This is a genomic window from Hymenobacter lutimineralis (genome assembly GCF_008271285.1).
GTDB classification, from domain to species: Bacteria; Bacteroidota; Bacteroidia; order Cytophagales; family Hymenobacteraceae; genus Hymenobacter; species Hymenobacter lutimineralis.
In genome coordinates, this window is the sequence record NZ_VTHL01000019.1 from 25250 (window position 1) to 45785 (window position 20536).

A 20536-nucleotide genomic window follows, 5' to 3' on the forward strand; every position below is an offset into this window, starting at 1 on the left:
TCCGAATGGCTCGTATTTCCTCGCACCAACTTCTGTTACTCCTTGTCGCCCTGGCGGTAGTGGGAGCATTGTTTATGCTGCCTAAGGGAATTGTGAAGCCAAAGGAGGGAAAAAGTGAGCTGGCGCAAACGGCGGCGCGCACGGCCAACCGCGACCAGGGGGCTGCGGCTCCTTCCACGGCTTCCGTAGACGGCGCAGCCGCAATGGGTGGTACGGCTGAGCAGCCGCATATGAGTGCTACGCCGGCCCAGCAGAAAGAGCTGGCTCAGCTACGTGCTCGTTACGCCGCGGCCGATGCCACTACCAAGCTCCGCTTGGCCTCAGACCTGGCCGCTAAGTACGCAGCCGTTACCAAGTTCGACAGTGCCGGCTATTACTACGAGCAAGTAGCTGTAGCCCGTCCTGGCGAGCAAGCGTGGAAAAAAGCGGCTGACCAGTACTTCGAGGCGTTTAGCTTCGCTGCTACCGAGGAGCGGGCCAAGGCCCTCAGCGCCAAGGCCCGCGAACTGTACCAGCGGGTGCTGAAAAATAATCCGGACAACCTCGACGCCAAAACCAATTTGGGTATGGCGTACATGGCCAGCGACAACCCGGTACAGGGTGTAGTGATGCTGCGTGAGGTGCTGGCTACAGACCCTCGCAATGAAAAGGCCCTTTACAATTTGGGGGTGCTGTCCTTGCAGAGCAACCAGGCCGAAAAAGCCGTGGAGCGTTTCCGGGAGCTGGTGAAATACCATCCCGACAACGCCAGCGGTCAGTTTTACCTCGGCGTTTCCTTGGCCCAAACCGGTAACCGGGCGGAGGCACGTAAGGTATTTACGCAAGTCAAACAAAACAGCACCGACCCGGCCCTTTCGGCGTCGGTCGACCAGGAATTGCAGAAGCTGCAATAATCATTTCTTCAACCTAACCCTTTTAACCCATGCCCTGCGGTAAAAAAAGAAAGCGTCATAAGATTGCTACCCACAAACGCAAAAAGCGTCTGCGCAAGAACCGTCACAAGAAGAAGTAAGCCTTCCGGGGTTTGCTGGCGGGCGTAGCAGCTATAGGCTGTCGACTAAGCGTCCGTCTATCTCTCATTTAGTATCCCCGAGAGTGGCTAATCGTGCGCTTTCCCCGAGGCTTGGAAGGGAAGCTGGTGCTCTACGCACTGGCTTCCCTTTACGGGTTTCTGGGCGGCCCACGCGGCTAAATGCTTGGGTATGCTGCTTAACCGCTTAATCCATTGAGTAACGAATTAATCATTAATTCTACTCAGGACGGAGAACGGATTGCCCTGCTACAGGACAAGCGGCTCATCGAATATCATTTCGACCGCAACGACACCAACTATTCGGTTGGTGACATCTTCCTGGGTACGGTCAAGAAAGTTATGCCCGGTCTGAACGCCGCGTTCATTGACATTGGGTACCAAAAAGACGCCTTTCTGCACTACGGAGACCTGGGGGAAAACTTTCCCTCGCTCAATAAGTGGGTGAAAGGCGTTCATTCGCAGAAAATTGCCGTTGGGCCGCTCAAAACCTTTCAGTTTGACGGGCAGCTCGACAAGGTTGGTAAAATAGCCGACACCCTGAAAAAGGGCCAGCAGCTGCTGGTTCAGATCATCAAGGAGCCAATTTCGACCAAAGGGCCGCGCCTGTCCACGGATATTTCCATGGCCGGCCGCTACCTCGTGTTGGTGCCTTTTTCCAATACCATCAGTGTCTCGAAGAAAATCGTGAGCAAGACGGAGCGGGAGCGGCTTAAGCGCCTCATTGCCTCCATCAAGCCCGAAAACTTCGGCGTCATCATTCGCACCGTGGCCGAAGGCCGCGAAGTGGCTGAGCTCGACAAAGACATGCAAAGCATGGTGGACAACTGGCAACAGCTGTTCCAGACGCTGCGTAAGGCCAAGCCCAACGAGAAAGTGCTGGGCGAACTGGGCCGAAGCAGCTCCATGCTGCGGGATATGCTCAACGAGTCGTTCGACTCCATCATCGTGGATTCGCCCCCGATGTACGAGGAGATGCGCAGCTACCTGCAAAAGATTGCTCCCGATAAGGTAGGCCTGCTCAAGCTGCACAACGCCAAAGTGAAGGTGTTTGAGCAGCACGGCATTGAAAAGCAGCTTAAGTCGCTGTTTGGCAAAACTGTGACGGTGCCCGGCGGCGGCTACCTCGTCATTGAGCACACCGAGGCCCTGCACGTAGTGGACGTAAACTCCGGCAACAAGAGCAACCAGGAAGGCGACCAAGAGGCTACTGCCTTGATGATCAATATGCTGGCTGCTAAGGAAGTAGCCCGTCAGCTCCGCTTGCGCGACATGGGCGGCATCATCGTCGTCGATTTCATTGACATGAAGTCGGCCGAAAGCCGGAAAAAGGTAGAGGATGCCGTGAAGGATGTGATGAAGCACGATAAAGCGCGCTTTACCATTTTGCCCATCACCAAGTTCGGCCTCTTGCAGATAACCCGGCAGCGCGTACGCCCCGCCGAGAATATCGTAACGGGCGAGGTATGTCCTACCTGCGGGGGCACGGGCAAGATTTCGGCTTCTATTCTGGTAACGGACGAAATCGACAACAGCATCGAGGACCTGCTGGTGACGCAAAACCAGTCAGGCGTGACGCTGAACGTGCACCCGTTCCTGCATGCCTACTATACCAAAGGTCTGGTGAGCCGCCAGATGAAGTGGTATCTGAAGTACTACAAATGGGTGAAAGTGATGAAAGACACTTCCCTCGGCATTACCGAATACCGCATCGAGGACGAGTACGGCGAAGAAATTGAGCTGCACTCGGCAGCAGCGGCCATGAGCCGACTGCAGGACCGCGAAGTGGAAATTGTAGAATAATTGACGGCCGTTTTCTGCGAAACCCCGCCTGACAAGTAGAAGAAACGCCCGCGCTGCTGAAAGCAACGCGGGCGTTTTCCGTTAACTAGGCTTTTGGCTGAAGGCTGGTTCGGGTAACCGATTAATGGGTTAGCCATTCAGCCATTTACCTTTTTAGAACTTCATGCCCAGGTCCAGGGCAAACTCACTGTTCTTGATGACCACGTTGCTGAATTTCCGCTCGTCGCCGAAGTAGTTGTCGATGTTGGGCAGGCCGCGCTGGTAGCGCAGGCCGGCGAATACCTTGGTGCTCTGGCCTACCTGGTACTCGGCGCCGAAGCCCGCCAGTACGCCGGCGTCAGGTATCAGCAGAAACTTGTTGCTCTTGAACGTCTCGCCGGAGCCGGGGTCTTTAAATTCCTTTTCCCCGTCGATGCGGGTGCCGATGTTGCCGGCCAGGTAGCCGCCCAGCTGGAAGTATAGCTTGGTGTCGGTGGTTATGTCGTTGGTAAACAGCTTAATGGTAAGCGGTAGCTGCAGATACTGCGCCCCTACTTTCAGTTCCCGGTTAGAGCCATCCGTGTACGTCAGCTTGCCGCCTTTGCCCACTAGGTCGAGGCCGGTGCTAAAGGCGTAGTTTTCGCCGAAGAAGTAATCGACCACCAACCCACCCCCAATGCTGAGTTTGGACTTGCCTTCGAAGTTGTTGGCCGAGCCGTCGGCGCGTAGGGAAGTAACAGCGGGCGAAAGGCGCAGGCCGATTTCCACCTGAGCCGAAGCCGCCGAAGCCGAAAATCCTACGGTCAGGAGCGCTAGAAAGAGTTTTTTCATAAAGCAGCAAAGAAATGAAGGGTCAGATACTAGCGCCTACGTTGCGGCGTTCGGTTTTGGCTAATTTCGCCCCAAAGATAGAAACGTGAACTTCAATCAAACTTGTATGCGGGGAGTATTCCGAATGGCGCTGGGAATCGGTATGCTGACGGCGCTGGCAGGCTGTGGCCGTGATACGGCGCAGTGCGAGCAAAACCCCGAGGTAGCCCGCGTGGCTGCCCCGGTGCATATGGAAAGCCTGATTCAGCCATTTTTTCAAATCAAGAACCCCGCCGATGCACAACAGTTTCTGAACGCTCACCCACGTTTCGCTGATCAGTTTCTGCAGCGCCGCCAGTTCCCGTCCGATAATCTGCTGGATCAGCGCCTCACGCAGCTGGCCACGAATGCCGGCCTGCAAAAGCTGGCCCGGGAAACGGAAGCGGCGTTTAAAGATACGGCTGCCCTGCGCCAGCAGCTGCACCAGGCTTTTCAGCACGTGCGCTACGAGTTTCCCGATTTCCGGGTGCCGCCCGTCAACTTGTTTGTGAGCGGGCTCAGCCAGGACGTCTTTGTAAACGACAGCCTGCTGGTGCTGGGGCTGGACTTCTTTGTGGGACCTAAGGCAAGCTACCGTCCGAATGTCCCTGAATACATCTTGCGCCGCTATACCCCGGCCCATGTGCTGCCCACGGTGATGCAGGCAGTATCTACCAAGTACAACCAGCGCCTGGCTGGTAGCCCAACGATGCTGAGCGAAATGGTGCAGTTTGGTAAAGCGCTTTACTTCACCGAGAAAATGCTGCCTTGTACCTCCGACTCCCTACTCATTGGCTTTACCAGCCGGGAGTTGGAAGGGCTGCAGTACAACGAAGCCAAGGTGTGGGGCCATTTCATTGAGAAGAACCTGCTGTACTCAACTACACCATTTGTGATTCAGAAATACGTAGGAGAGCGGCCCAATACGCCCGAAATTGACCGCACGGCCCCCGGCCGGGTGGGCGCCTGGCTGGGCTGGCAGATTGTGCGCAAGTACATGGCCGAGCACCCCGCCGTGACGCTCAAGCAGCTGATGGCCGAAAAGGATGCCCAGCGTATTCTGACGCAGTCGAAGTACCGGCCAAAGAAGCGCTAACGGCCTCCCTCGTGCATATTGCCGTCTTCAGCCAGTACCACACCAACCCCGACTGCCCGGCCACCAGCCGGCACTACTCCCTGTTGCGGCATATTGCCAGCACCCACCGCGTTACACTGATTACGACGCGCACGTGGGAAAGCCAACGCCTTACGGAGCAGTTTCCCTGGCTGCCGGCCGGCGTTACGATGCTGGCGGCAAACGTGCCCTATGACAATAAAATGGGCCCTGCCCGCCGCGCCTTGTCGTTTGCACACTACGCGGCCTATGCCCTGCGGGAAGGCCTGCGGCTCGAAAAACCCGACGTGATATGGGGTATCAGCACCCCGCTTACGGCGGCCTGGGCGGCCGCTCAAGTAGCACGGTTGCGGCGGGTACCGTGGGTGTTTGAAGTGCAGGACTTGTGGCCCTCTTTTCCTATTGCCATGGGGGCAGTGCCTAGCCCGTTTGCCCAGCGTCGCCTGTTTGCGCTGGAAAAAGGGCTTTATCAATCGGCAAAGCACATTTTGCCCTTGTCGCCCGACATGACCTCCTATGTACAGGGTTTGGGCATTCCGGCAGCAAAAATCACCACGGTGCTAAACGGTACTGACTTGGATCTGGCGACTGCCGCTACTGAGCAAGCCGTAGCTGAGCTGCGGCAAGCATATGACTTGGAAGGCAAAAAGGTCGTGCTCTACGCGGGTACTTTTGGTCGGGCCAACGACATCCTCACCCTGATAGAAGCAGCTGAGCAGCTTGCGGCCCTGGATGCCAGTATCTGCTGGGTATTTATGGGATTGGGGTATTACGAGCCGCAGGTGCGGGAAGCGGCGGCGCGGTGCCCGGGCATCCGGCTGCTTACGCCCCAGCCCCGCCATGCGGTGTTTGCCTGGTTCAAGCTGGCGGATGTCTCCGTCGCGTCCTTTCTGGAACTGCCCGTGCTGGATGCCAACTCCCCGGCTAAGTTCTACGACAGCCTTGCCGTGGGCACCCCCGTGGTGGTTACCAACCAAGGGTGGACGCGGGCCTTTGTGCAGGAGCATGGAGTAGGGTGGTACGTACCCGCCAAACAGCCACTGGCACTGGCACAGCACCTGCACAAGCTTATTAGCAGCCCGGAGGAGGTTCAGGCCGCCGGACAGCGCGGGCAATTAGCTGCCAAGAAGTATTTCGATAGAGCCAGTATAGCAGCCATTGTTCAACGCACGCTGGAAGAAGCAGCCAAGTCAACAAACCATGTATAACTGGTTTTCGACCTTTTTATACTAAGCGGCAGATCGAGTCTGCGTTTAGGCGCTGGGAAGCCCGTTTTCCTCTGCAGGAAGGCTTGGTATATTCTTAACCAGTGGCGCTACCTGGCGGGCGTAGTAAGCGCAGATATTGGTAAGCGGGCAGATGCTACACTTAGGCTGCCGCGCTACGCAAATGTAGCGGCCGTGCAGAATAAGCCAGTGATGCGCCTTCGGAATAAGGCTTTCAGGAATGTAGCGAACTAGCTCTTTCTCGACGGCCAGCGGGGTTTTAGCGGTTTTAGGTACCAAGCCCAGGCGGTGCGAGACGCGAAAAACGTGCGTATCCACGGCCATAGCGGGCTGATTGTAGATGACGGACATGACTACATTGGCCGTCTTACGTCCTACGCCGGGTAAGCGCTGCAACTCTTCCAAGCTGCTTGGCACTTCCGCGTTAAATTCTTCAACCAGCAGCCGGCCCAGGCCCGCCAAGTGCTTGGCTTTGTTGTTGGGGTAGGAAACGCTCCGAATAAAAGGAAAGATATCCTCCGCCGTAGCTGCAGCCAGGTGAGCAGGGGTAGGAAACTGGCGGAAAAGCTCCGGAGTAATCAAGTTTACCCGCTTGTCGGTGCACTGGGCGCTGAGCACCACGGCCACAATCAGCTCGTAGGGGTTGCCGTAAGCCAGCTCCGTTTCGGGCTCGGGGAAGTGCGTGGTGAAATACTCCAGGAAACGCTGAAAACGCTCGGCTTTACGCATAACGGCACGGGACAGGATCAGCCCGCAAGTTCACCAAAAAAACGGCATCCGATATCCCGGCCGCCCAACTCGTGTAACACGAGTCGGCGGCCGGGGTATCGGATGAGACGTAGCCACAGCGGAAAAATTAGCTGGCGGTCAGAAACGTGCGGGAATACTGCAGAATGCTCTGCACTGTGGCGCTGCGTGGTGTTTGCCGCAGGGAGTCGAGGGCGCGCTGGGCGAGCAGCAGATCGGCGCACTTGGCGGCGAGGTCGGCGTCGTGCACCAGGGCCTGCTCTATTTCTGACTGTTCATCAGCCGGCAATTCGTTGTACACGTACCGGAGGAGTTTCTCGTGGGTAAAGGTTTTGATCATAGAAAACGGGTTGCGCGGACATTTTCTTCCGCAGGTTGATCAGCGCGTAGCGCATACGCCCCAGCGCCGTATTGATGCTCACCCCCGTCGCGTCGGCAATTTCCTGGAAGCTCATGTCGCCGTAATGACGCATAATGAGCACCTCCTTTTGGGCCGGCGGCAGGTCCTGTATTAACTCCCGTAACTGAGCATAGGTTTCCTCGCGGGTAAGCGCAGCTTCAGCCCCCTCTTCCGCCAACGACAGCGAGTTGAAGGTGTGGCTGGTCGTATCCAAGTTCTGGAGCGGGCTGCGTTTCTCCCGGCGGAAAAAGTCAATGGCTAAGTTGTGGGCAATGCGGCAGATCCACGACGAGAACTTGCCCTCCTCGTTGTAACGGCCGCTTTTCATGGTATGCACCGCCTTGATGAACGTATCCTGCAGCAGATCATCCGCCACGTCGGTATCCCGCACAATCAGCATGATGGTGGTGAATACGCGGCTTTTGTGCCGTTCCAGTAAAAGGGCAAAAGCATCTTCTTGTCCGCTGATATAGAGCGAAATCAACGCGGAGTCGCTCGGCTGCATGGTTTCCATAAAGGGCTACGGGTTAGGGAACGTAGAGCTTTAGGCCATATTGTGCAGCTAGAGACGAAGAAGGGGAATAAAATTCGGGGATTCGGAACTGACTCCTGTCCAAATGTAGAAAACCAGCCGACCAAACACAATGCCGGCCAGAGCCAAAAGCAATATTTTTTTCACGCGTTCTTCACGAAGCTCGGCAAGCGCGCGTTATAGCCTGCTGGACCGTCGGCAGCGGCCGTGCCGTAGCAGGGAGGAAAAAGAGCGTTGCCGCTTATTGCAACTGCTTATCGAGCGTGTTCAGCTCCGCATTGATTCGGGTGGCTTCTTCCGATACCGGAACTGCCTGCGCAGCGCGCTCGGCTAGCTTTTCCGTGAGCTGCTGCACGAGGGTAGCTTTGCGCTCCACTCGGGCCAGAGCCTTTAGGGTCTCGGCCGATAGGGCATTGGGCATTACTACTGTGGTGCCCTTATAGCCCGTTACCTGCTCATCCAGCTGTTGAATGGTGGCCGCGGAAAGCATATCATCATTGAAGCCGACAACATCTCCCTGCATATTGATGGCGCGTCCATTGGTCAGCCGCTGGGTGCCATTCTTGGAGACGATACGGCCATCGGTGTACACGGTAGTACCATTGGCGAGTTTCAGCGGGGCCGTCAGCGGCGTCACTTTACCTCCTTGAATGCGCATCATGGTACCCTTGCGCCGAAATGCCCCATCTTTTAAAGCCGTTTTCACGGGCTGTTTGGCGGTAGAAGCAGCAGGCGTCTGGGCCCAGACGGGCGTAACGGCGGAAGTCAAGAAAAACAGGAAGAGGAAAAGACGGAGCATGGCGGAGCGGGCTAAACGTAGATAATTGACCAGGGTGTGGGCCTAGTACGCAATTGCGGCCAAGAAGGTAAAACCCACCCGTTGTGCTGGTGAGCCCGGAGGGCAGGCGCTACCTTTACTCCATCACGCCTGCCCTTTCTTATGCCTCAATCTGCCGCTTCCCGTTCCGGTCATGATCCTTATGCTGCGCTGCGCCTGCCGGAATTCCAGCGGTTTATAAGTGCCCGCGCGCTGTTTGTGGTGGCTACCCGCGTGCAGGGGCTGGTGGTGAGCTGGCAGCTGTTTAAACTAACCGGCGACCCGTGGAAGCTGGGACTAATCGGGCTGACGGAGGCCATTCCCAGTATTGCCGTATCTCTCTACGCCGGGCATGTGGCCGATTCGGTGAAGCGCAAGAATATCATTGTGACGGCAGTGGCGGTGCTGTTGCTCTGCGCCGCTACCCTCACGCTGCTGGCATCTCCTGCTGGGCTGCCGTTGCTGAGCAAAGACCAGCTAGGTACATGGCCTATTTACGCCGTTATTTTCGTGAGTGGCATTGCCCGGGGTTTTCTGGGGCCGGCGCTGTTTTCCTTCATGCCCCAGTTGCTGCCCACCAAGGAGCACTTGGCCAATGCTGTTACCTGGAACAGCACCACTTGGCAGGCATCCTCCGTTCTGGGGCCCGTCTTGGGGGGCTACCTGATTGCACACGCGGGCGTAGCCAGCGCCTACACCGTATCGACGGGGCTGCTGGTCCTGGCCCTAACTATGTTCGGCAGCCTGACTTCGCGCCCTTTGCCAGCCCGTATGGGCGAGCGGCTGGATTTCCAAACCAGTATCCTGAGTGGCCTGCAGTTCATCTTTGGCAACCAGTTAGTGCTGGCCGCGCTTTCTCTTGATTTGTTTGCGGTGCTGTTCGGTGGGGCCGTAGCCTTGCTCCCGGTTTTCGCGGAAGACATCCTGAAAGTAGGCGCCGCCGGCTTGGGGCACCTGGAAGCCGCGCCAGCGGTGGGCTCCGTTCTAATGGCCGTGCTGCTGACGTATTTTCCGCTTCGGCGCTTTGCGGGCCGCAAGCTGCTGTGGGCCGTAGCCGGCTTTGGCCTGGCTACCATCTGCTTTGCCCTGTCGCGCAATTTCTGGCTGTCGTTGGTGCTGCTGTTCCTGACCGGGGTGTTCGACTCCGTGTCGGTGATTGTGCGCTCAACGTTGCTGCACACCTTCACGCCGGAGCACATGAAAGGGCGCGTGTCGGCCGTAAACAACATCTTCATCGGCTCCAGCAACGAAATTGGCGCCTTCGAGTCGGGGGCCATGGCCAAGTGGCTCGGCACCACTGCCTCCGTGGTGTTTGGCGGAACGATGACGATACTGGTCGTGCTGTTCACGGCCTGGCGCGCCGACAAGCTGCGCGAACTGGATATGACGCCGGTCAAGCCCGCAGAGCCTACTACCTAACTATTGGCGCTCAAGCGAATAATCGACGTCGTTGTCGTTGATGGGTTTGCCGCTGCCGTCCAGCAGCACCAGCTGCTGCGGGTTGCTGACCAAGTAGCTCCGGCCCGGGTGTGAGCCACTGGGCGGCAAGCTCAACACTTGGCCACGCACCCGCCAGGTTCCGCGCTGCTCTACGGGCTCGGGCTCCTTATCGAGGTAGGTTTGCCGCAGCACAAACGAGCTATCCGCGTTCAGCAGCAGTTGGGTGGCTACACCGCGGCAGTCGGGGCAGGGGACGGTATCGGCGTAAGTGCCCGCCAGGCTTTGCGCTACCGGAGGTGCTTCTTTTTCAGCGGCCGGGTTCTGGGGGGCGGTGCCGTAGGGGTTTTCCCGGCCTTGGCAACCAGCAAACAAAAGCAGCGCAAACGAAGCAGTATAGGCAGAGCGGAGCATAAGCAAAAAGTAGTAGGCGAATTAGTATACGGCAGCCCTACGCCAACGGCTGTATCCGTGTCCGTCAAACGCGCCGAAACCCGTAGCTTTAGGCCGCTATTTGCCTTGCCCGTATGGCTGCTGCCCTTTCTCCCGACGCGCTGGAAAACCGGTTGGTGCATTTGCGCACCACCGATGAGGCCGCGTTTATGGAGCTGTTATTTCGGGAGTTTTACCGGCCGCTGGGGCAGGTTATCCAGCGCGTGGTGCAAGACCGGGAGGCCACGGAGGACTTGCTGCAGGATGTATTTGCGCGGGTGTGGCAAGGCCGGGAAAAGCTCGTTATCAGCACCACGTACCGGGCTTACCTATACCGGGCCGCGCTGAATGCGGCGCTGCGCTACGTAGAGCGGGGCAAGCGCCAGGTAGCCTGGGAGCAGGCACCAGCTGCGGCCGAGCCAGTGAGCCACGCGGCGGATGAAGACCTGCATCATCAGGAAGCCGCGGAGTCGGTAGAGGCCGCCCTGGCGGCGTTGCCACCGCAGTGCCGGGCCGTGTTTATGCTGAGCCGCTACGAGGAAATGAGCTACCAGCAGATTGCTGAGGCGCTGGAAATTTCGCCTAAAACGGTGGAAAATCAGATGGGCAAGGCCCTGCGCATCTTGCGCCAACAGCTCAGCGGCGTTTTGCGCAACCTGTACAGCTGGCTGTTCTAGCCTGAAGGCGGCCGCCAATTTTCTAGCTAGTTGATTGGTTTGGGTAGCGTCAGGAGGATTGCGCAGGGACTAGCGCACTGCAAACTGGCACTGATTTAAAAAAAGTTGGTAGCCGCGTAGGGGTAGGGGCGAGGTTCCGGGTCTTAGAAGGGAAATTCATCTTCTGTTCTCTTCACTCAACCTCTTTTCTGCTATGAAAATGCGCTTGCTCACTGCTCTGTTGCCCCTGGCTGCCCTGCTGGCCGGCTGCCACAACGACATCTTAGGCCCCACGGTGCGGGGCAGCGGCCCCATCCAGTCGGAAACCCGCACCATTGAGGAATTCACGGAGGTCGAACTGCCCATTGATGCGGAAGTCTACCTTACTCAGGGAGTCACCCAGGAAGTACGCGTAGAAGCACAGGGCAACATTCTCGACGTGCTGGAAACCGACGTGGATGGCAACCGGCTACACATTGACTTTGGCCGTACCATCGTACGCAGGCACGACCGGATCCGCGTGTACCTGACCACGCCCCGCCTTACCCGCCTGGTTCTCGCGGGCTCCGGCCACATCGTAAGTACCAACACCTGGTTGCTGCCCCGCCTCGATGTGTCCATCAGCGGTTCCGGCAGTACCGATCTGGCTTGTGAGCAAGCCACCAACCTAACCACGACAATTTCGGGCTCGGGAAAAGCAAGGTGGGAAGGCAATGCTGGCCACCACGAAATCAACATCAGCGGCTCAGGCGAGGTAGCTAGCTACGACCTCGACACGGATGCCGTGGACGTTAACCTGGTCGGCTCGGGTAGGGCAAAAGTCCGCGTAGCCGACAACCTGACGGTGCGCATCAGCGGCAGCGGCAACGTGTACTACAAAGGCCGGCCCAACATTTCTACCGAGGTATCCGGCTCGGGCCGGGTGCTAAACGCCAACTAGCGTCAGCTGGCCCCTGGCCAGGACTACGAAATAGCTCGTCCGCTTTTCTCGTAGCCTTGGTCAGGGGCTTCAGCCGGAAAATCCCGAATTTGGCGGGTAAGTCTGGCCACTTGCTGCCGCCCATTGGCTGACTCTTCGTTTCTTCGCGTTATGTCTTCCCCTATTCCTGCATCTGATGCCCCCTGGGAGCTGCTCGCCAAGCAACTGGCCGGCGAGGCTACGCCGGCTGAGCTGGCCGAGCTGCAGGCATGGGTGCAGGCCCAGCCCGAGCGGCAGCAATGGCTGCGCGAGACTACCCGGGCCTGGGAGCAGGCTACCCCGCCAGCCCCAATTTTTACAGAGGCCGATGTAGAATCAGCCTGGCAACGCTTTCGGACGCGGGAAAACATACCAGCAGTAAACTCTGGCACTGTGCCTCATACCGAAGCACGCGTGGTGCCGATGTGGGCGGCCCAAGGCTGGTTGCGCGTAGCGGCGGCCATCCTGCTACTGCTTGGGGTGATAGGCTTGTGGCGCCTTACCCGACCTGTGGCACCGGCCAGCTACCCGATGCTGGCTGTGCAGGCGGGCAATGTGGTGCGCGTGGTGGGCTTGCCCGATGGCAGCAAGGTGTGGCTGAACCGCCAGTCCAGCCTGCGCTACGCCGCCGGATTCAAAGCTGGAAAGCGGGAAGTAGAGCTGCAGGGGGAAGCCTTTTTCGAAGTTACCAAGAACCCGCAACGGCCCTTCACCGTGCTGAGCTCCACTTCGCGCACCCAGGTTTTGGGTACTTCGTTTAACGTGCGGGCCTATCCGGGAGAAGACTCCGTGGAGGTTTCTGTGGTGACGGGCAAAGTAGCCTTCGGGCCCCGGTCTGCACCCGCCGATACGGTATTGCTACTGCCGGGGCGGCGGGGCGTGGTGCAGGGCCCGCAGCCCAGTCGGGCCCGCCGTACGCTCACCGTCGACTCCAACTTCCGGGCCTGGCAGCAAAAAGAGCTGCGTTTCGACAACGCCACGGTGGCCGAGGTGCTGCGTACGCTGGAAACTACCTTCGCTACGCGGGTTTCAGTGCCTGATTCGGCCGTGCTCACGTGCCGCTTCACGGGTTCTTTCTCAACTCCTACCCCCGCGCAGGTGCTACGGGTGCTCAGCCTCACGCTGGGCGCTGAACTCTCTACCCAACCCGATGGCAGCTACGTGCTCCGTGGCGCCGGCTGCACCGCGGCGGGAGCAGCGCAGCCCTAGCTGGGATTAGGCTGTATGCTGGGGACCCGTATTTTCGCGGGCCTATGCGGTCTGTATGCGGTACCTGATTCTGTTTCTATTTTGCTGGGTGCCCCTGCGGGCTTGGGCGCAGATGCCGCAGGTACTGCAGCGGCCCGTGCCCATCACGGCCGACAACCAGCCCTTGAGCACCGTGCTGCGGCAGCTTAGCCGGCAGGGAGGCGTCTCATTCAGCTATAGCAGCACCGTGCTCCCGCTGCAGACCCGCGTGACCATTCCCCCCGGCCCACCCCGGCCGCTGTATTACACCCTTGATGCCTTTTGCCGGCCTTTGCGCCTTTCGTATGCCGTAGTGGAAGGGCAGATAGTGCTCTGGCGGGCCAATGACCGGCCCCCGGCGGGGCTGCTGGCAGGAGCCGGCATTTACCCTAAGCCGCTGGGGCCGCCGGCCCCGCCCCGGCAGGCGGTACCGCTGCGGCCGCTACCTACCCGCCGGGTGGGTGTGCGAGTGAAAAAGTACCCCCTGGCCCGGCAGCTGTCCACGACTGCCAATGCCACGGCTTCCGTAGCAGCTACTCCGGTACCTGACTTATCAGGCCCAACGCTTTCCGCGGCCGATACCATTAACATGGCGGCTGATACGGCTGCGTATTTCAACCTGGGCAATATCATGGCGAAGGCGCAGCAGACCCTGGTCGCCATGAAACGCCAGGCCCAGATCAAGAGCCGACAGCTGAAAACCACGGCCCAACGGGTAGCCGCCGTGCCGCCCATGGCGCTCAGCCCCGACTCGGCCCGCTGGCGCCAGCGCCAAGCACGGGCCTCACGGTTTATCGACAGCCTTACCGTGAGCATCATGCGGGCCAAAGTCAACCTGCGTGCGCGCGACACAACTCTGGCCAGCACTGCTGTACGCCCTCCGCGCGTCGCGAATTCATTGTACGACGAGCATACGTGGCAGATAACCCTGGTGCCACCTCTGGGAACCAATGGGCTCCGGGCCGGTCGGGCCGTCAACCGCTATTCCGCCAACGTGCTGGTGGGCTATGCCGCCGGCCTGCGCGGGCTGGAGCTGGGGACGGTGCTTAATCTGGACCGTGATACGGTGCGCGGCAGCCAGTTGGCTGGGGTAGGCAACCTGGCCGGGCGCCACCTCGGTGGGCTGCAGGGCGCCGGCGTGCTAAACGTAGTAGGGGGCGGAGGCCGGGGCTTGCAGCTCGCGGGAGTGCTGAACATAGCAGCGCGGCCCTTAGCCGGCTGGCAGGCGGCTGGGGTGCTCAACTACGCCGGCCCGCCCCGCCCCGATGCGACGGAACCCGCGGGCCCGTTGGTCCAGACGGCCGGCGTGCTCAACGTGTCGTTGGCTGAGGTGAGGGGCGTACAAGCTGCGGGCGTGCTCAACGTGGCGCGGCGGGTGCGCGGAGTGCAGCTTGGCCTCTTCAACGTAGCCGATACGGTAACCGGGGCCAGCGTGGGGCTGCTCAACTTCGTGCGCCATGGCTACCACCGCCTCGATGTGCTGTATAGTGAAACCTGGTCCGCTCTGGCCACGCTCAAGCTGGGCGGCAGCGCCTGGTTCTACACACAATTCGTGGGGGCTGCGCAGCCATTCGATGGGCAGCTGCGCTGGGGTCTGGGCTACGGCTTGGGCACGGAGCTGGCAGCGCGGCGGCGGTTCAGCCTGAGCCTCGATGCCCTGGCCCTGCACGTAAACGAAGAGCCCAGCGGCTGGACAAAACAGCTCAACCTGCAAAGCCAGTTGCGCCTGCTCGTGGGCTGGGCGTTGTGGAAGGGAGGGCGGATACGCCTGGTAGCCGGGCCCGAAGTAAACGTGCTGGTGTCGCAACGCTACGACGCCGACCGGCAGGCGGTGTACTCGCAAGTGGGGGAGGGGCAGCATCTGCTGGCTGAAAACCTGAGTGGCTCTACGCTGGTGCGCGTCTGGGCCGGGTACAGCGCCGGGTTACGTTTCTAGCTGGCGACGCGCTAGGTCGGCAAACTTGAACTTGAAATAGCGTCGGCCCAACGCAGCACACAGCTTGCTCGTGCTGTGAATAAAAAATATCAGAAAATAAATGCTTACCCGTAGGGGTAAGCGCGGGGTAGCGTGTCTTAAGTACGAAACCCGCAACCAGCCGGCCGGCTACTTCCTGAGTTCAGGGTTTGCGGGGTGATGCACCCGTCAGCTTCGGCTGCCACTACCTTCTGGCTTTTCGTTGTGCGCTGCTTTTCCGGGCAGCCCTGGGCCGCGCTTTGTCTGCTCATTTCTCCTTCTTACCTATGAAAACTCTTTCATTGCGCAGCCTGCTGCTGTGCTTTGCGCTGCTATCTATATCCTGGGTTCAGGCGCAGGAACTCACCCAAACCATTCGGGGCCGCATCCTCGACCGCGAGTCGCAGACGCCGCTGGTGGGCGCCACGGTCGTGGTGCTCGATACCAACCCACCCCAAGCTGCTACCACCGATGCCGATGGTTATTTTAAGCTCACCAAGGTGGCCGTGGGCCGCCATACGCTCAAGATTTCCTTTATCGGCTACGAGGAGCAGACCATTCCGGAGCTGCTGCTGGGCTCGGGCAAAGAGCTGGTACTGAATGTGGGGCTGGCCGAAGCCTATACCAGTCTTGGCGATGTGCGCGTGGTGGCCGAGCGCGAAAAGGGCACGGCCCGCAACGAAATGGCTACCGTGAGTGCACGCTCTATTTCGGTGGAAGAAAGTAAACGCTACGCAGCAAGCATCTCCGACCCGGCTCGCACGGCTCAAACCCTAGCCGGCGTGGTAGCCTCCGGCGACGACCTGGGCAACGAAATAGTCGTGCGCGGCAACTCCCCGCGGGGGCTGCTCTGGCGCATCGAAGGCGTAGAAGTGCCCAACCCCAACCACTTCTCGGCGGAAGGGGCCAGTGGCGGGGCTGTGAGCGTGCTTAGCTCCAACGTGCTCAGCAACTCCGACTTTTTCACGGGCGCTTTCCCCGCCGAGTACGGCAATGCCTTGTCGGGTGTGTTTGATGTGCGGCTGCGCAGCGGCAACAACGAGAAGCGCGAGTATGCCTTTCAGGCCGGGGTGCTGGGCGTTGATTTTGCCGTGGAAGGTCCGCTGCGGCAGGGCGGCAAAGGCTCTTATCTGGCCAACTACCGCTACTCCTCGTTGGCCCTGCTGAAGGATATTGGCATTGATGTGACGGGCGGGGGCGGAGTACCCAAGTACCAGGATCTGTCCTTCAAGCTGAGTATGCCGGGGCGGCACGGCACGCTGGTGCTCTGGGGCGTGGGAGGCCTGAGTACTTCCAACTCGCACGCCGTCACCGACACCACCCTCTGGAAGCGCTACTACGACCGATTTGAATCCGTAAGCGGGTCGGATATGGGCGTAGCGGGCCTCACGTACACGTACCCACTGTCGGAGCAGGCCTACCTGGAAACCAGCCTCTCTGCCTCCGCCTCCCGCCAAACCTTCCAAAGCAATGCGTTTGAGACCGAAGGCCGCGTCAAGGATGCCGACCAGAAGTTCGTGAGTACGGCGCTGCGGGCCTCCGTGCTTTACAACCATAAGCTGAGCTCCCGCCATACCGTGCGGGCGGGCTTCATTGCCAGCCGGCTGGGGTTTGATGCCCGCAGCGGCTTCCGCGACGATAATTACGGGGGGCAATTTGTGCAGTTCCTCGACCAGCGCGGCACGGCCAACACTTGGCAGGGCTACGGGCAGTGGAAGTACCGCGCCACCGAGCAGCTTACCATAAGCAGCGGCCTGCATACCCTGTACTTTGCCCTGAACGGCCATAGTGCCGTAGAGCCGCGCGTGGGAGCCCGCTGGGCATTTTCGCCGACTAAGGCGTTTTCGGCGGGGCTGGGGCTGCATAGCCGGCACGAGGCGCCCTTTATCTACTACACCCGCATTCCGCTGGGCGAAGGGGCTTATTCCGAACCCAACAAAAACCTCGACCTGGCCCGGGCGGCGCACGTGGTGCTGGGCTACGACCAACTGCTGCGCGAAGACCTGCGCCTGCGGGTGGAGCCCTACTTTCAGCACCTCTACCGCGTAGGCATTTCGCCGAACCCGAACAGCGCCATGTCGGCCCTTAACTACGGGGGCGGCACCGCTACCGACTCGCTCGTGGCCCGCGGGCGGGGCCGCAACTACGGTCTCGACGTGACGCTGGAGAAGTTCTTCACCGGTCAGTACTATTACCAGGTTACCGGCTCCCTCTACGACTCCCGCTACCGGGCCGCCGACGGGCAGTGGCGCGGCACCCGCTACAACGGCCACTACGTGCTGAACGTGCTGGGCGGGCGTGAGTTCAAAGTAGGCCGGCAGCGCAACAACCTCATTGGGCTGAACCTGCGCCTGCTCTGGGCCGGCGGCAACCGCTATACCCCCGTAGACCTAGAGAAGTCGAGGGAAGCCGGGTACCAGATCAACGCGCAGGGGCAGGAATGGGCCGAACAGGGCCCCAGCTACTCTCGCCTGGATGTGCGCCTGAGCTACCGGAAAAACAACCCCCGGGCTTCGCACATCATTTCCCTGGATGTGCAGAACGCCACCAACCACCTCAACCTCTACGGCCGCTTCTACGACCGGTATTCCGAGCAGGTAGAAACCGCCTACCAAACTGGCCTGCTGCCCTTCCTGAATTACCGGGTGGAGTTTTAAATTCGGCCCCGAATAGCTGAAGGCCTTCCTAAGCAATAGCACAAAGCAAAAGCCCTGCTGCCTCGTAAAGGTCAGCAGGGCTTTTTTGTTGCACTGACTGGTAACCTAGCCGCGGGGCTTATCGGCGGCGGAGGCGCGCTTGAGGGAGTTCAGCTTGCTTTTTAGGGACGATGACACTACCGGCTGCGTCTGCTTTTGCAGCCAGTCGTTGATGAGCTGTAAGGCTTTGGGGGCAAATACGGGCTGCTGCTGCCCATTCACCATAGCCCATTCGGCCGGCGGGGGCTGAAACCAATGGTTGATGTTGGCCAGCTTTTCCGTTTTCACCTCCGGGCTGTTGCGCAGCCCTTTGTTGAGGATAGATAAGTTCTTGCCCGAAGCCACTTGTAAGTCGTCGGTGCCGTTGAGGGCCAGGACGGGACACTTAACCTCACTGAGGCGAGCGGAAGGATCGAAATCCAGGTAAAAGCGGTACCAGGTGGACGTGAGCTGGTCGGCGCGAGCCGACACCATAGTATGGTCGATATCGGTGTTGTTCTGGCGGAGAAGTACGCCCAGCTTGGCCCGGGCCAGCGCATTGTTGGGCGTCTGCCGGATGGTTTCCACCATGCGGTCTTCCAGGTCCAGCGCGGCTTTCACCTGCGCCGTATTGGCCCCAATCAGCCGCATAATCTCCACCTGCTGCTGGCGGAGCACCTCCCGCCCCGACTGCCCGTAGCCCGCCAGGGAAATCAGGAAGTCGGGGCCTTTGGGTTGGGCGGCGGCCAGCAGGGCAATGTTGGCGCCTTCGCCGTGCCCAATGAGCCCTACCTGGGTTTTCTTCACGCGGTAGTGGGCCCGCAGATAGCCCAGCGCCGCCTGCGCATCACTCACCAGATCGGCGGTGGTAGCGGCCAGGTACTTGCCCTGGCTCTGGCCCACACCCCGGTCGTCGTAGCGAAGTACGGCGAAGCCGCGGCGCGTGAGGTAATCGGCCAGGATGGCAAACATGCGGTACTGCTCCTGGGAAGCGTCCCGGTCCTGGGCGCCCATATCCGAAACCAGGGCGACGGCCGGGAACGGACCACTGCCGCTGGGCATGGTAAGGGTAGCGCCCAGGCGTAGCTTGGCCACCTTATTCGGCACAATAACTTCCTCCTTTTTGTAGGGAGGCGCGGCTTTGAAGGCAGCGTTTACGGCCGAGGTAGCCGTGCGCGTCAGCACTAGCTCACTTGTCAGGCCTGGCTGCTGCCAGGTACCCACCATCATTTTGCCATCCTCGCTGAGCTTGCCGATAAACCGGCTCCCGGCCTGGTCAATGCGCAGCTGCACGTCGCGGCCCTTTACCTGCGCATCGACCGGCATCCGGCTCACCTTCTGCTTGGGCACGTCCAGGGCCGCGTAGTAGCCCCCGGTGCTCAGCGGCACAATGGTGATGATCAGCTCCATTTCGCCGCCGGGCACTTTCAGCGGGCCCGTCCACTGCCCGTTGAGCACGGGTGGGATACCGCCGGCCAGCAATTGAACAGGCGCCCACCAGATCAAGAGGAAGAAGAAAAGCGCGGGTATAGGTTTCTTCATAAAGTGAAAAATAAGGACAAGAATCTGCCACGAATTCCAAAAAACGGGACTGAAATTATCAAACCCCGGCCAGACTTGCCAGCCGCATCAACTGCTCCTACGGAAATTAGCAAAAAACCACTAAGCAGGCCTTGCATAATCCTGTAATTAGTGAATTTTATGGTGCCAGAGCAGCTTTTGACGACCCCCAGGGTCTGTCGTATATAACATAGCCAATAATCGATTTTATGAGCCGGATTACGCAGGTTGCCCTTGTTGGGATATTTCTATTGGCTCTGGCGCACGGCGCAGCAGCTCAGGCCCGCCTCTTTGCCCCCGATACCCTTTCCGATGGCGGCGTGTTTGGCCTGGCCTTGTCGGCCGATGGGCAGGAAGCTTACTTCACCGATTCCGATAAAACCCGGACCTCGTTGCGGCTGATGCAGGCCAAGCGGGTAGGGGGGCGGTGGCAGCCGCCCACGCCGGTACCCTTTGCCAGTGCCTACCGGGATATTGACCCCATCTTCTCGCCCGATGGGCGGCGCCTGTACTTTAACTCGACGCGCCCCTTGGAGGCCGGGGGCAGTGAGCGGCCCAACTTCGACGTGTGGGTAGTAGAGCGCACCGCCGGTGGGGGCTGGTCGGAGCCGACGCGCGTGCCCGTTGTTTCCCAGGACTCTACTTCCGAATCGTACGCCTCCGTGGCGCGCAATGGGGCTATGTACTTTACTTCGACGCGAAAAGCAGGCCCGGGGAAATCGGATATTTACCGCTCGGCCTGGAAAAACGGAGCGTATCAGCTCGCCGAGGTCTGGCCGCTTAATACCCCCAGCTCCGACGGCAACCCCTACATTTCCGCCAACGACCAGGTGCTGTGGTTTCTCTCGGACCGGCCCGGCGGATTCGGCGCTACCGATTTGTACGTGAGCTACCGCCGGGGAAAAACCTGGAGCCCACCGCATAACCTGGGACCCGCCGTAAATACCGACGCTTCCGAGTTTTGCCCCTTGCTGTCGGCCGATGGTCGGACGCTGTATTTCTCCCGCACCGTGCGGGAAGGCACCGTCATTACGCGCGAAGATTTGTATTCGATTCCCGTCGCCGAGCTTAAGCTGCCCCGGGAAATTCTGCGGCGGCTGAAGCCCTAAGCCCTAAGCAGGCGCAGAAGCCGTGGCCTGC

Annotated in this window: 18 protein-coding genes; 11 read left to right on the top strand and 7 right to left on the bottom strand. The window is 59.7% G+C overall.

Annotated features, from left to right (window positions below):
• The first annotated feature begins 5 nt into the window (after nt 1–5).
• A complete protein-coding gene (locus tag FY528_RS16070) occupies nt 6–893 on the top strand; it encodes a tetratricopeptide repeat protein (RefSeq protein ID WP_262384026.1) in 888 nt (295 codons plus the stop codon).
• Nucleotides 894–1225: 332 nt separating this feature from the next.
• Nucleotides 1226–2833, top strand: a complete 1608-nt coding sequence (locus tag FY528_RS16075; RefSeq protein WP_168682176.1) for an Rne/Rng family ribonuclease — start codon at nt 1226–1228, stop codon at nt 2831–2833.
• A 153-nt stretch (nt 2834–2986) separates the two neighbouring features.
• Here the strand turns inward: FY528_RS16075 and FY528_RS16080 are convergent, their stop codons facing one another.
• A complete protein-coding gene (locus FY528_RS16080) occupies nt 2987–3643 on the bottom strand; it encodes a porin family protein (RefSeq protein ID WP_149072045.1) in 657 nt (218 codons plus the stop codon).
• Nucleotides 3644–3749: 106 nt separating this feature from the next.
• Here FY528_RS16080 and gldB point away from each other — a divergent pair, with 106 nt between their 5' ends.
• A complete protein-coding gene (gene gldB, locus FY528_RS16085) occupies nt 3750–4757 on the top strand; it encodes a gliding motility lipoprotein GldB (RefSeq protein WP_444542826.1) in 1008 nt (335 codons plus the stop codon).
• Between the two features lie 11 nt (nt 4758–4768).
• Complete coding sequence (locus FY528_RS16090; protein ID WP_149072047.1) at nt 4769–5983, top strand: glycosyltransferase family 4 protein; 1215 nt, start codon at nt 4769–4771, stop codon at nt 5981–5983.
• A 45-nt stretch (nt 5984–6028) separates the two neighbouring features.
• On the opposite strand, the gene nth is transcribed toward FY528_RS16090, so the two are convergent.
• The 4 genes from nth to FY528_RS16110 all read right to left on the bottom strand — a co-directional run bounded on the left by nth (nt 6029) and on the right by FY528_RS16110 (nt 8479).
• Nucleotides 6029–6730, bottom strand: a complete 702-nt coding sequence (nth, locus tag FY528_RS16095; protein WP_149072048.1) for an endonuclease III — start codon at nt 6728–6730, stop codon at nt 6029–6031.
• Nucleotides 6731–6857: 127 nt separating this feature from the next.
• A complete protein-coding gene (locus tag FY528_RS16100; RefSeq protein WP_262384027.1) occupies nt 6858–7088 on the bottom strand; it encodes an anti-sigma factor in 231 nt (76 codons plus the stop codon).
• On the bottom strand, nt 7027–7662 hold the full coding sequence (locus FY528_RS16105; protein WP_149072049.1) for an RNA polymerase sigma factor: 636 nt from the start codon (nt 7660–7662) through the stop codon (nt 7027–7029). The genes FY528_RS16100 and FY528_RS16105 overlap by 62 nt, the downstream gene beginning before the upstream one ends.
• A 259-nt stretch (nt 7663–7921) precedes the next feature.
• Complete coding sequence (locus FY528_RS16110; protein ID WP_149072050.1) at nt 7922–8479, bottom strand: DUF6799 domain-containing protein; 558 nt, start codon at nt 8477–8479, stop codon at nt 7922–7924.
• 141 nt (nt 8480–8620) lie between these two features.
• Here FY528_RS16110 and FY528_RS16115 point away from each other — a divergent pair, with 141 nt between their 5' ends.
• A complete protein-coding gene (locus FY528_RS16115) occupies nt 8621–9916 on the top strand; it encodes an MFS transporter (protein ID WP_149072051.1) in 1296 nt (431 codons plus the stop codon).
• Here FY528_RS16115 and FY528_RS16120 read toward each other — a convergent pair whose 3' ends face one another.
• Complete coding sequence (locus FY528_RS16120; protein ID WP_149072052.1) at nt 9917–10348, bottom strand: copper resistance protein NlpE; 432 nt, start codon at nt 10346–10348, stop codon at nt 9917–9919.
• Between the two features lie 113 nt (nt 10349–10461).
• Between FY528_RS16120 and FY528_RS16125 the strand changes: the two genes are divergently transcribed.
• From FY528_RS16125 to FY528_RS16145, 5 genes are all read left to right on the top strand, one after another.
• Nucleotides 10462–11043, top strand: coding sequence for an RNA polymerase sigma-70 factor (locus tag FY528_RS16125; protein WP_149072053.1), 582 nt, complete (start codon nt 10462–10464; stop codon nt 11041–11043).
• Nucleotides 11044–11236: 193 nt separating this feature from the next.
• On the top strand, nt 11237–11962 hold the full coding sequence (locus FY528_RS16130; RefSeq protein ID WP_149072054.1) for a head GIN domain-containing protein: 726 nt from the start codon (nt 11237–11239) through the stop codon (nt 11960–11962).
• Nucleotides 11963–12112: 150 nt separating this feature from the next.
• Nucleotides 12113–13189, top strand: a complete 1077-nt coding sequence (locus FY528_RS16135; RefSeq protein ID WP_149072055.1) for a FecR family protein — start codon at nt 12113–12115, stop codon at nt 13187–13189.
• Nucleotides 13190–13244: 55 nt separating this feature from the next.
• Nucleotides 13245–15143 carry a hypothetical protein gene (locus FY528_RS16140; protein ID WP_149072056.1) on the top strand — a complete coding sequence of 633 codons (1899 nt, stop codon included), beginning with the start codon at nt 13245–13247 and terminating at the stop codon, nt 15141–15143.
• 305 nt (nt 15144–15448) lie between these two features.
• Nucleotides 15449–17818 (top strand): TonB-dependent receptor, encoded by a 2370-nt coding sequence (locus FY528_RS16145; protein ID WP_149072057.1) that lies wholly within the window; start codon nt 15449–15451, stop codon nt 17816–17818.
• A 105-nt stretch (nt 17819–17923) separates the two neighbouring features.
• Here FY528_RS16145 and FY528_RS16150 read toward each other — a convergent pair whose 3' ends face one another.
• Nucleotides 17924–19378 (bottom strand): alpha/beta hydrolase family protein, encoded by a 1455-nt coding sequence (locus FY528_RS16150; protein ID WP_149072058.1) that lies wholly within the window; start codon nt 19376–19378, stop codon nt 17924–17926.
• Nucleotides 19379–19605: 227 nt separating this feature from the next.
• Here FY528_RS16150 and FY528_RS16155 point away from each other — a divergent pair, with 227 nt between their 5' ends.
• Nucleotides 19606–20505, top strand: a complete 900-nt coding sequence (locus tag FY528_RS16155) for a PD40 domain-containing protein (protein ID WP_149072059.1) — start codon at nt 19606–19608, stop codon at nt 20503–20505.
• The last annotated feature ends 31 nt before the right edge of the window (nt 20506–20536 follow it).

What these genes read in the sequence shown, in the direction of transcription:
- FY528_RS16125 (WP_149072053.1), top strand. Translation starts at nt 10,462, where the DNA reads ATGGCTGCTGCCCTTTCTCCCGACGCGCTGGAAAACCGGTTGGTGCAT.
- FY528_RS16145 (WP_149072057.1), top strand. Translation starts at nt 15,449, where the DNA reads ATGAAAACTCTTTCATTGCGCAGCCTGCTGCTGTGCTTTGCGCTGCTA.
- FY528_RS16150 (WP_149072058.1), bottom strand. Translation starts at nt 19,378, where the DNA reads ATGAAGAAACCTATACCCGCGCTTTTCTTCTTCCTCTTGATCTGGTGG.
- FY528_RS16140 (WP_149072056.1), top strand. Translation starts at nt 13,245, where the DNA reads ATGCGGTACCTGATTCTGTTTCTATTTTGCTGGGTGCCCCTGCGGGCT.
- FY528_RS16120 (WP_149072052.1), bottom strand. Translation starts at nt 10,348, where the DNA reads ATGCTCCGCTCTGCCTATACTGCTTCGTTTGCGCTGCTTTTGTTTGCT.
- FY528_RS16105 (WP_149072049.1), bottom strand. Translation starts at nt 7,662, where the DNA reads ATGGAAACCATGCAGCCGAGCGACTCCGCGTTGATTTCGCTCTATATC.
- FY528_RS16115 (WP_149072051.1), top strand. Translation starts at nt 8,621, where the DNA reads ATGCCTCAATCTGCCGCTTCCCGTTCCGGTCATGATCCTTATGCTGCG.
- gldB (WP_444542826.1), top strand. Translation starts at nt 3,750, where the DNA reads ATGCGGGGAGTATTCCGAATGGCGCTGGGAATCGGTATGCTGACGGCG.
- FY528_RS16130 (WP_149072054.1), top strand. Translation starts at nt 11,237, where the DNA reads ATGAAAATGCGCTTGCTCACTGCTCTGTTGCCCCTGGCTGCCCTGCTG.
- FY528_RS16080 (WP_149072045.1), bottom strand. Translation starts at nt 3,643, where the DNA reads ATGAAAAAACTCTTTCTAGCGCTCCTGACCGTAGGATTTTCGGCTTCG.
- nth (WP_149072048.1), bottom strand. Translation starts at nt 6,730, where the DNA reads ATGCGTAAAGCCGAGCGTTTTCAGCGTTTCCTGGAGTATTTCACCACG.
- FY528_RS16070 (WP_262384026.1), top strand. Translation starts at nt 6, where the DNA reads ATGGCTCGTATTTCCTCGCACCAACTTCTGTTACTCCTTGTCGCCCTG.
- FY528_RS16110 (WP_149072050.1), bottom strand. Translation starts at nt 8,479, where the DNA reads ATGCTCCGTCTTTTCCTCTTCCTGTTTTTCTTGACTTCCGCCGTTACG.
- FY528_RS16100 (WP_262384027.1), bottom strand. Translation starts at nt 7,088, where the DNA reads ATGATCAAAACCTTTACCCACGAGAAACTCCTCCGGTACGTGTACAAC.
- FY528_RS16155 (WP_149072059.1), top strand. Translation starts at nt 19,606, where the DNA reads ATGAGCCGGATTACGCAGGTTGCCCTTGTTGGGATATTTCTATTGGCT.
- FY528_RS16135 (WP_149072055.1), top strand. Translation starts at nt 12,113, where the DNA reads ATGTCTTCCCCTATTCCTGCATCTGATGCCCCCTGGGAGCTGCTCGCC.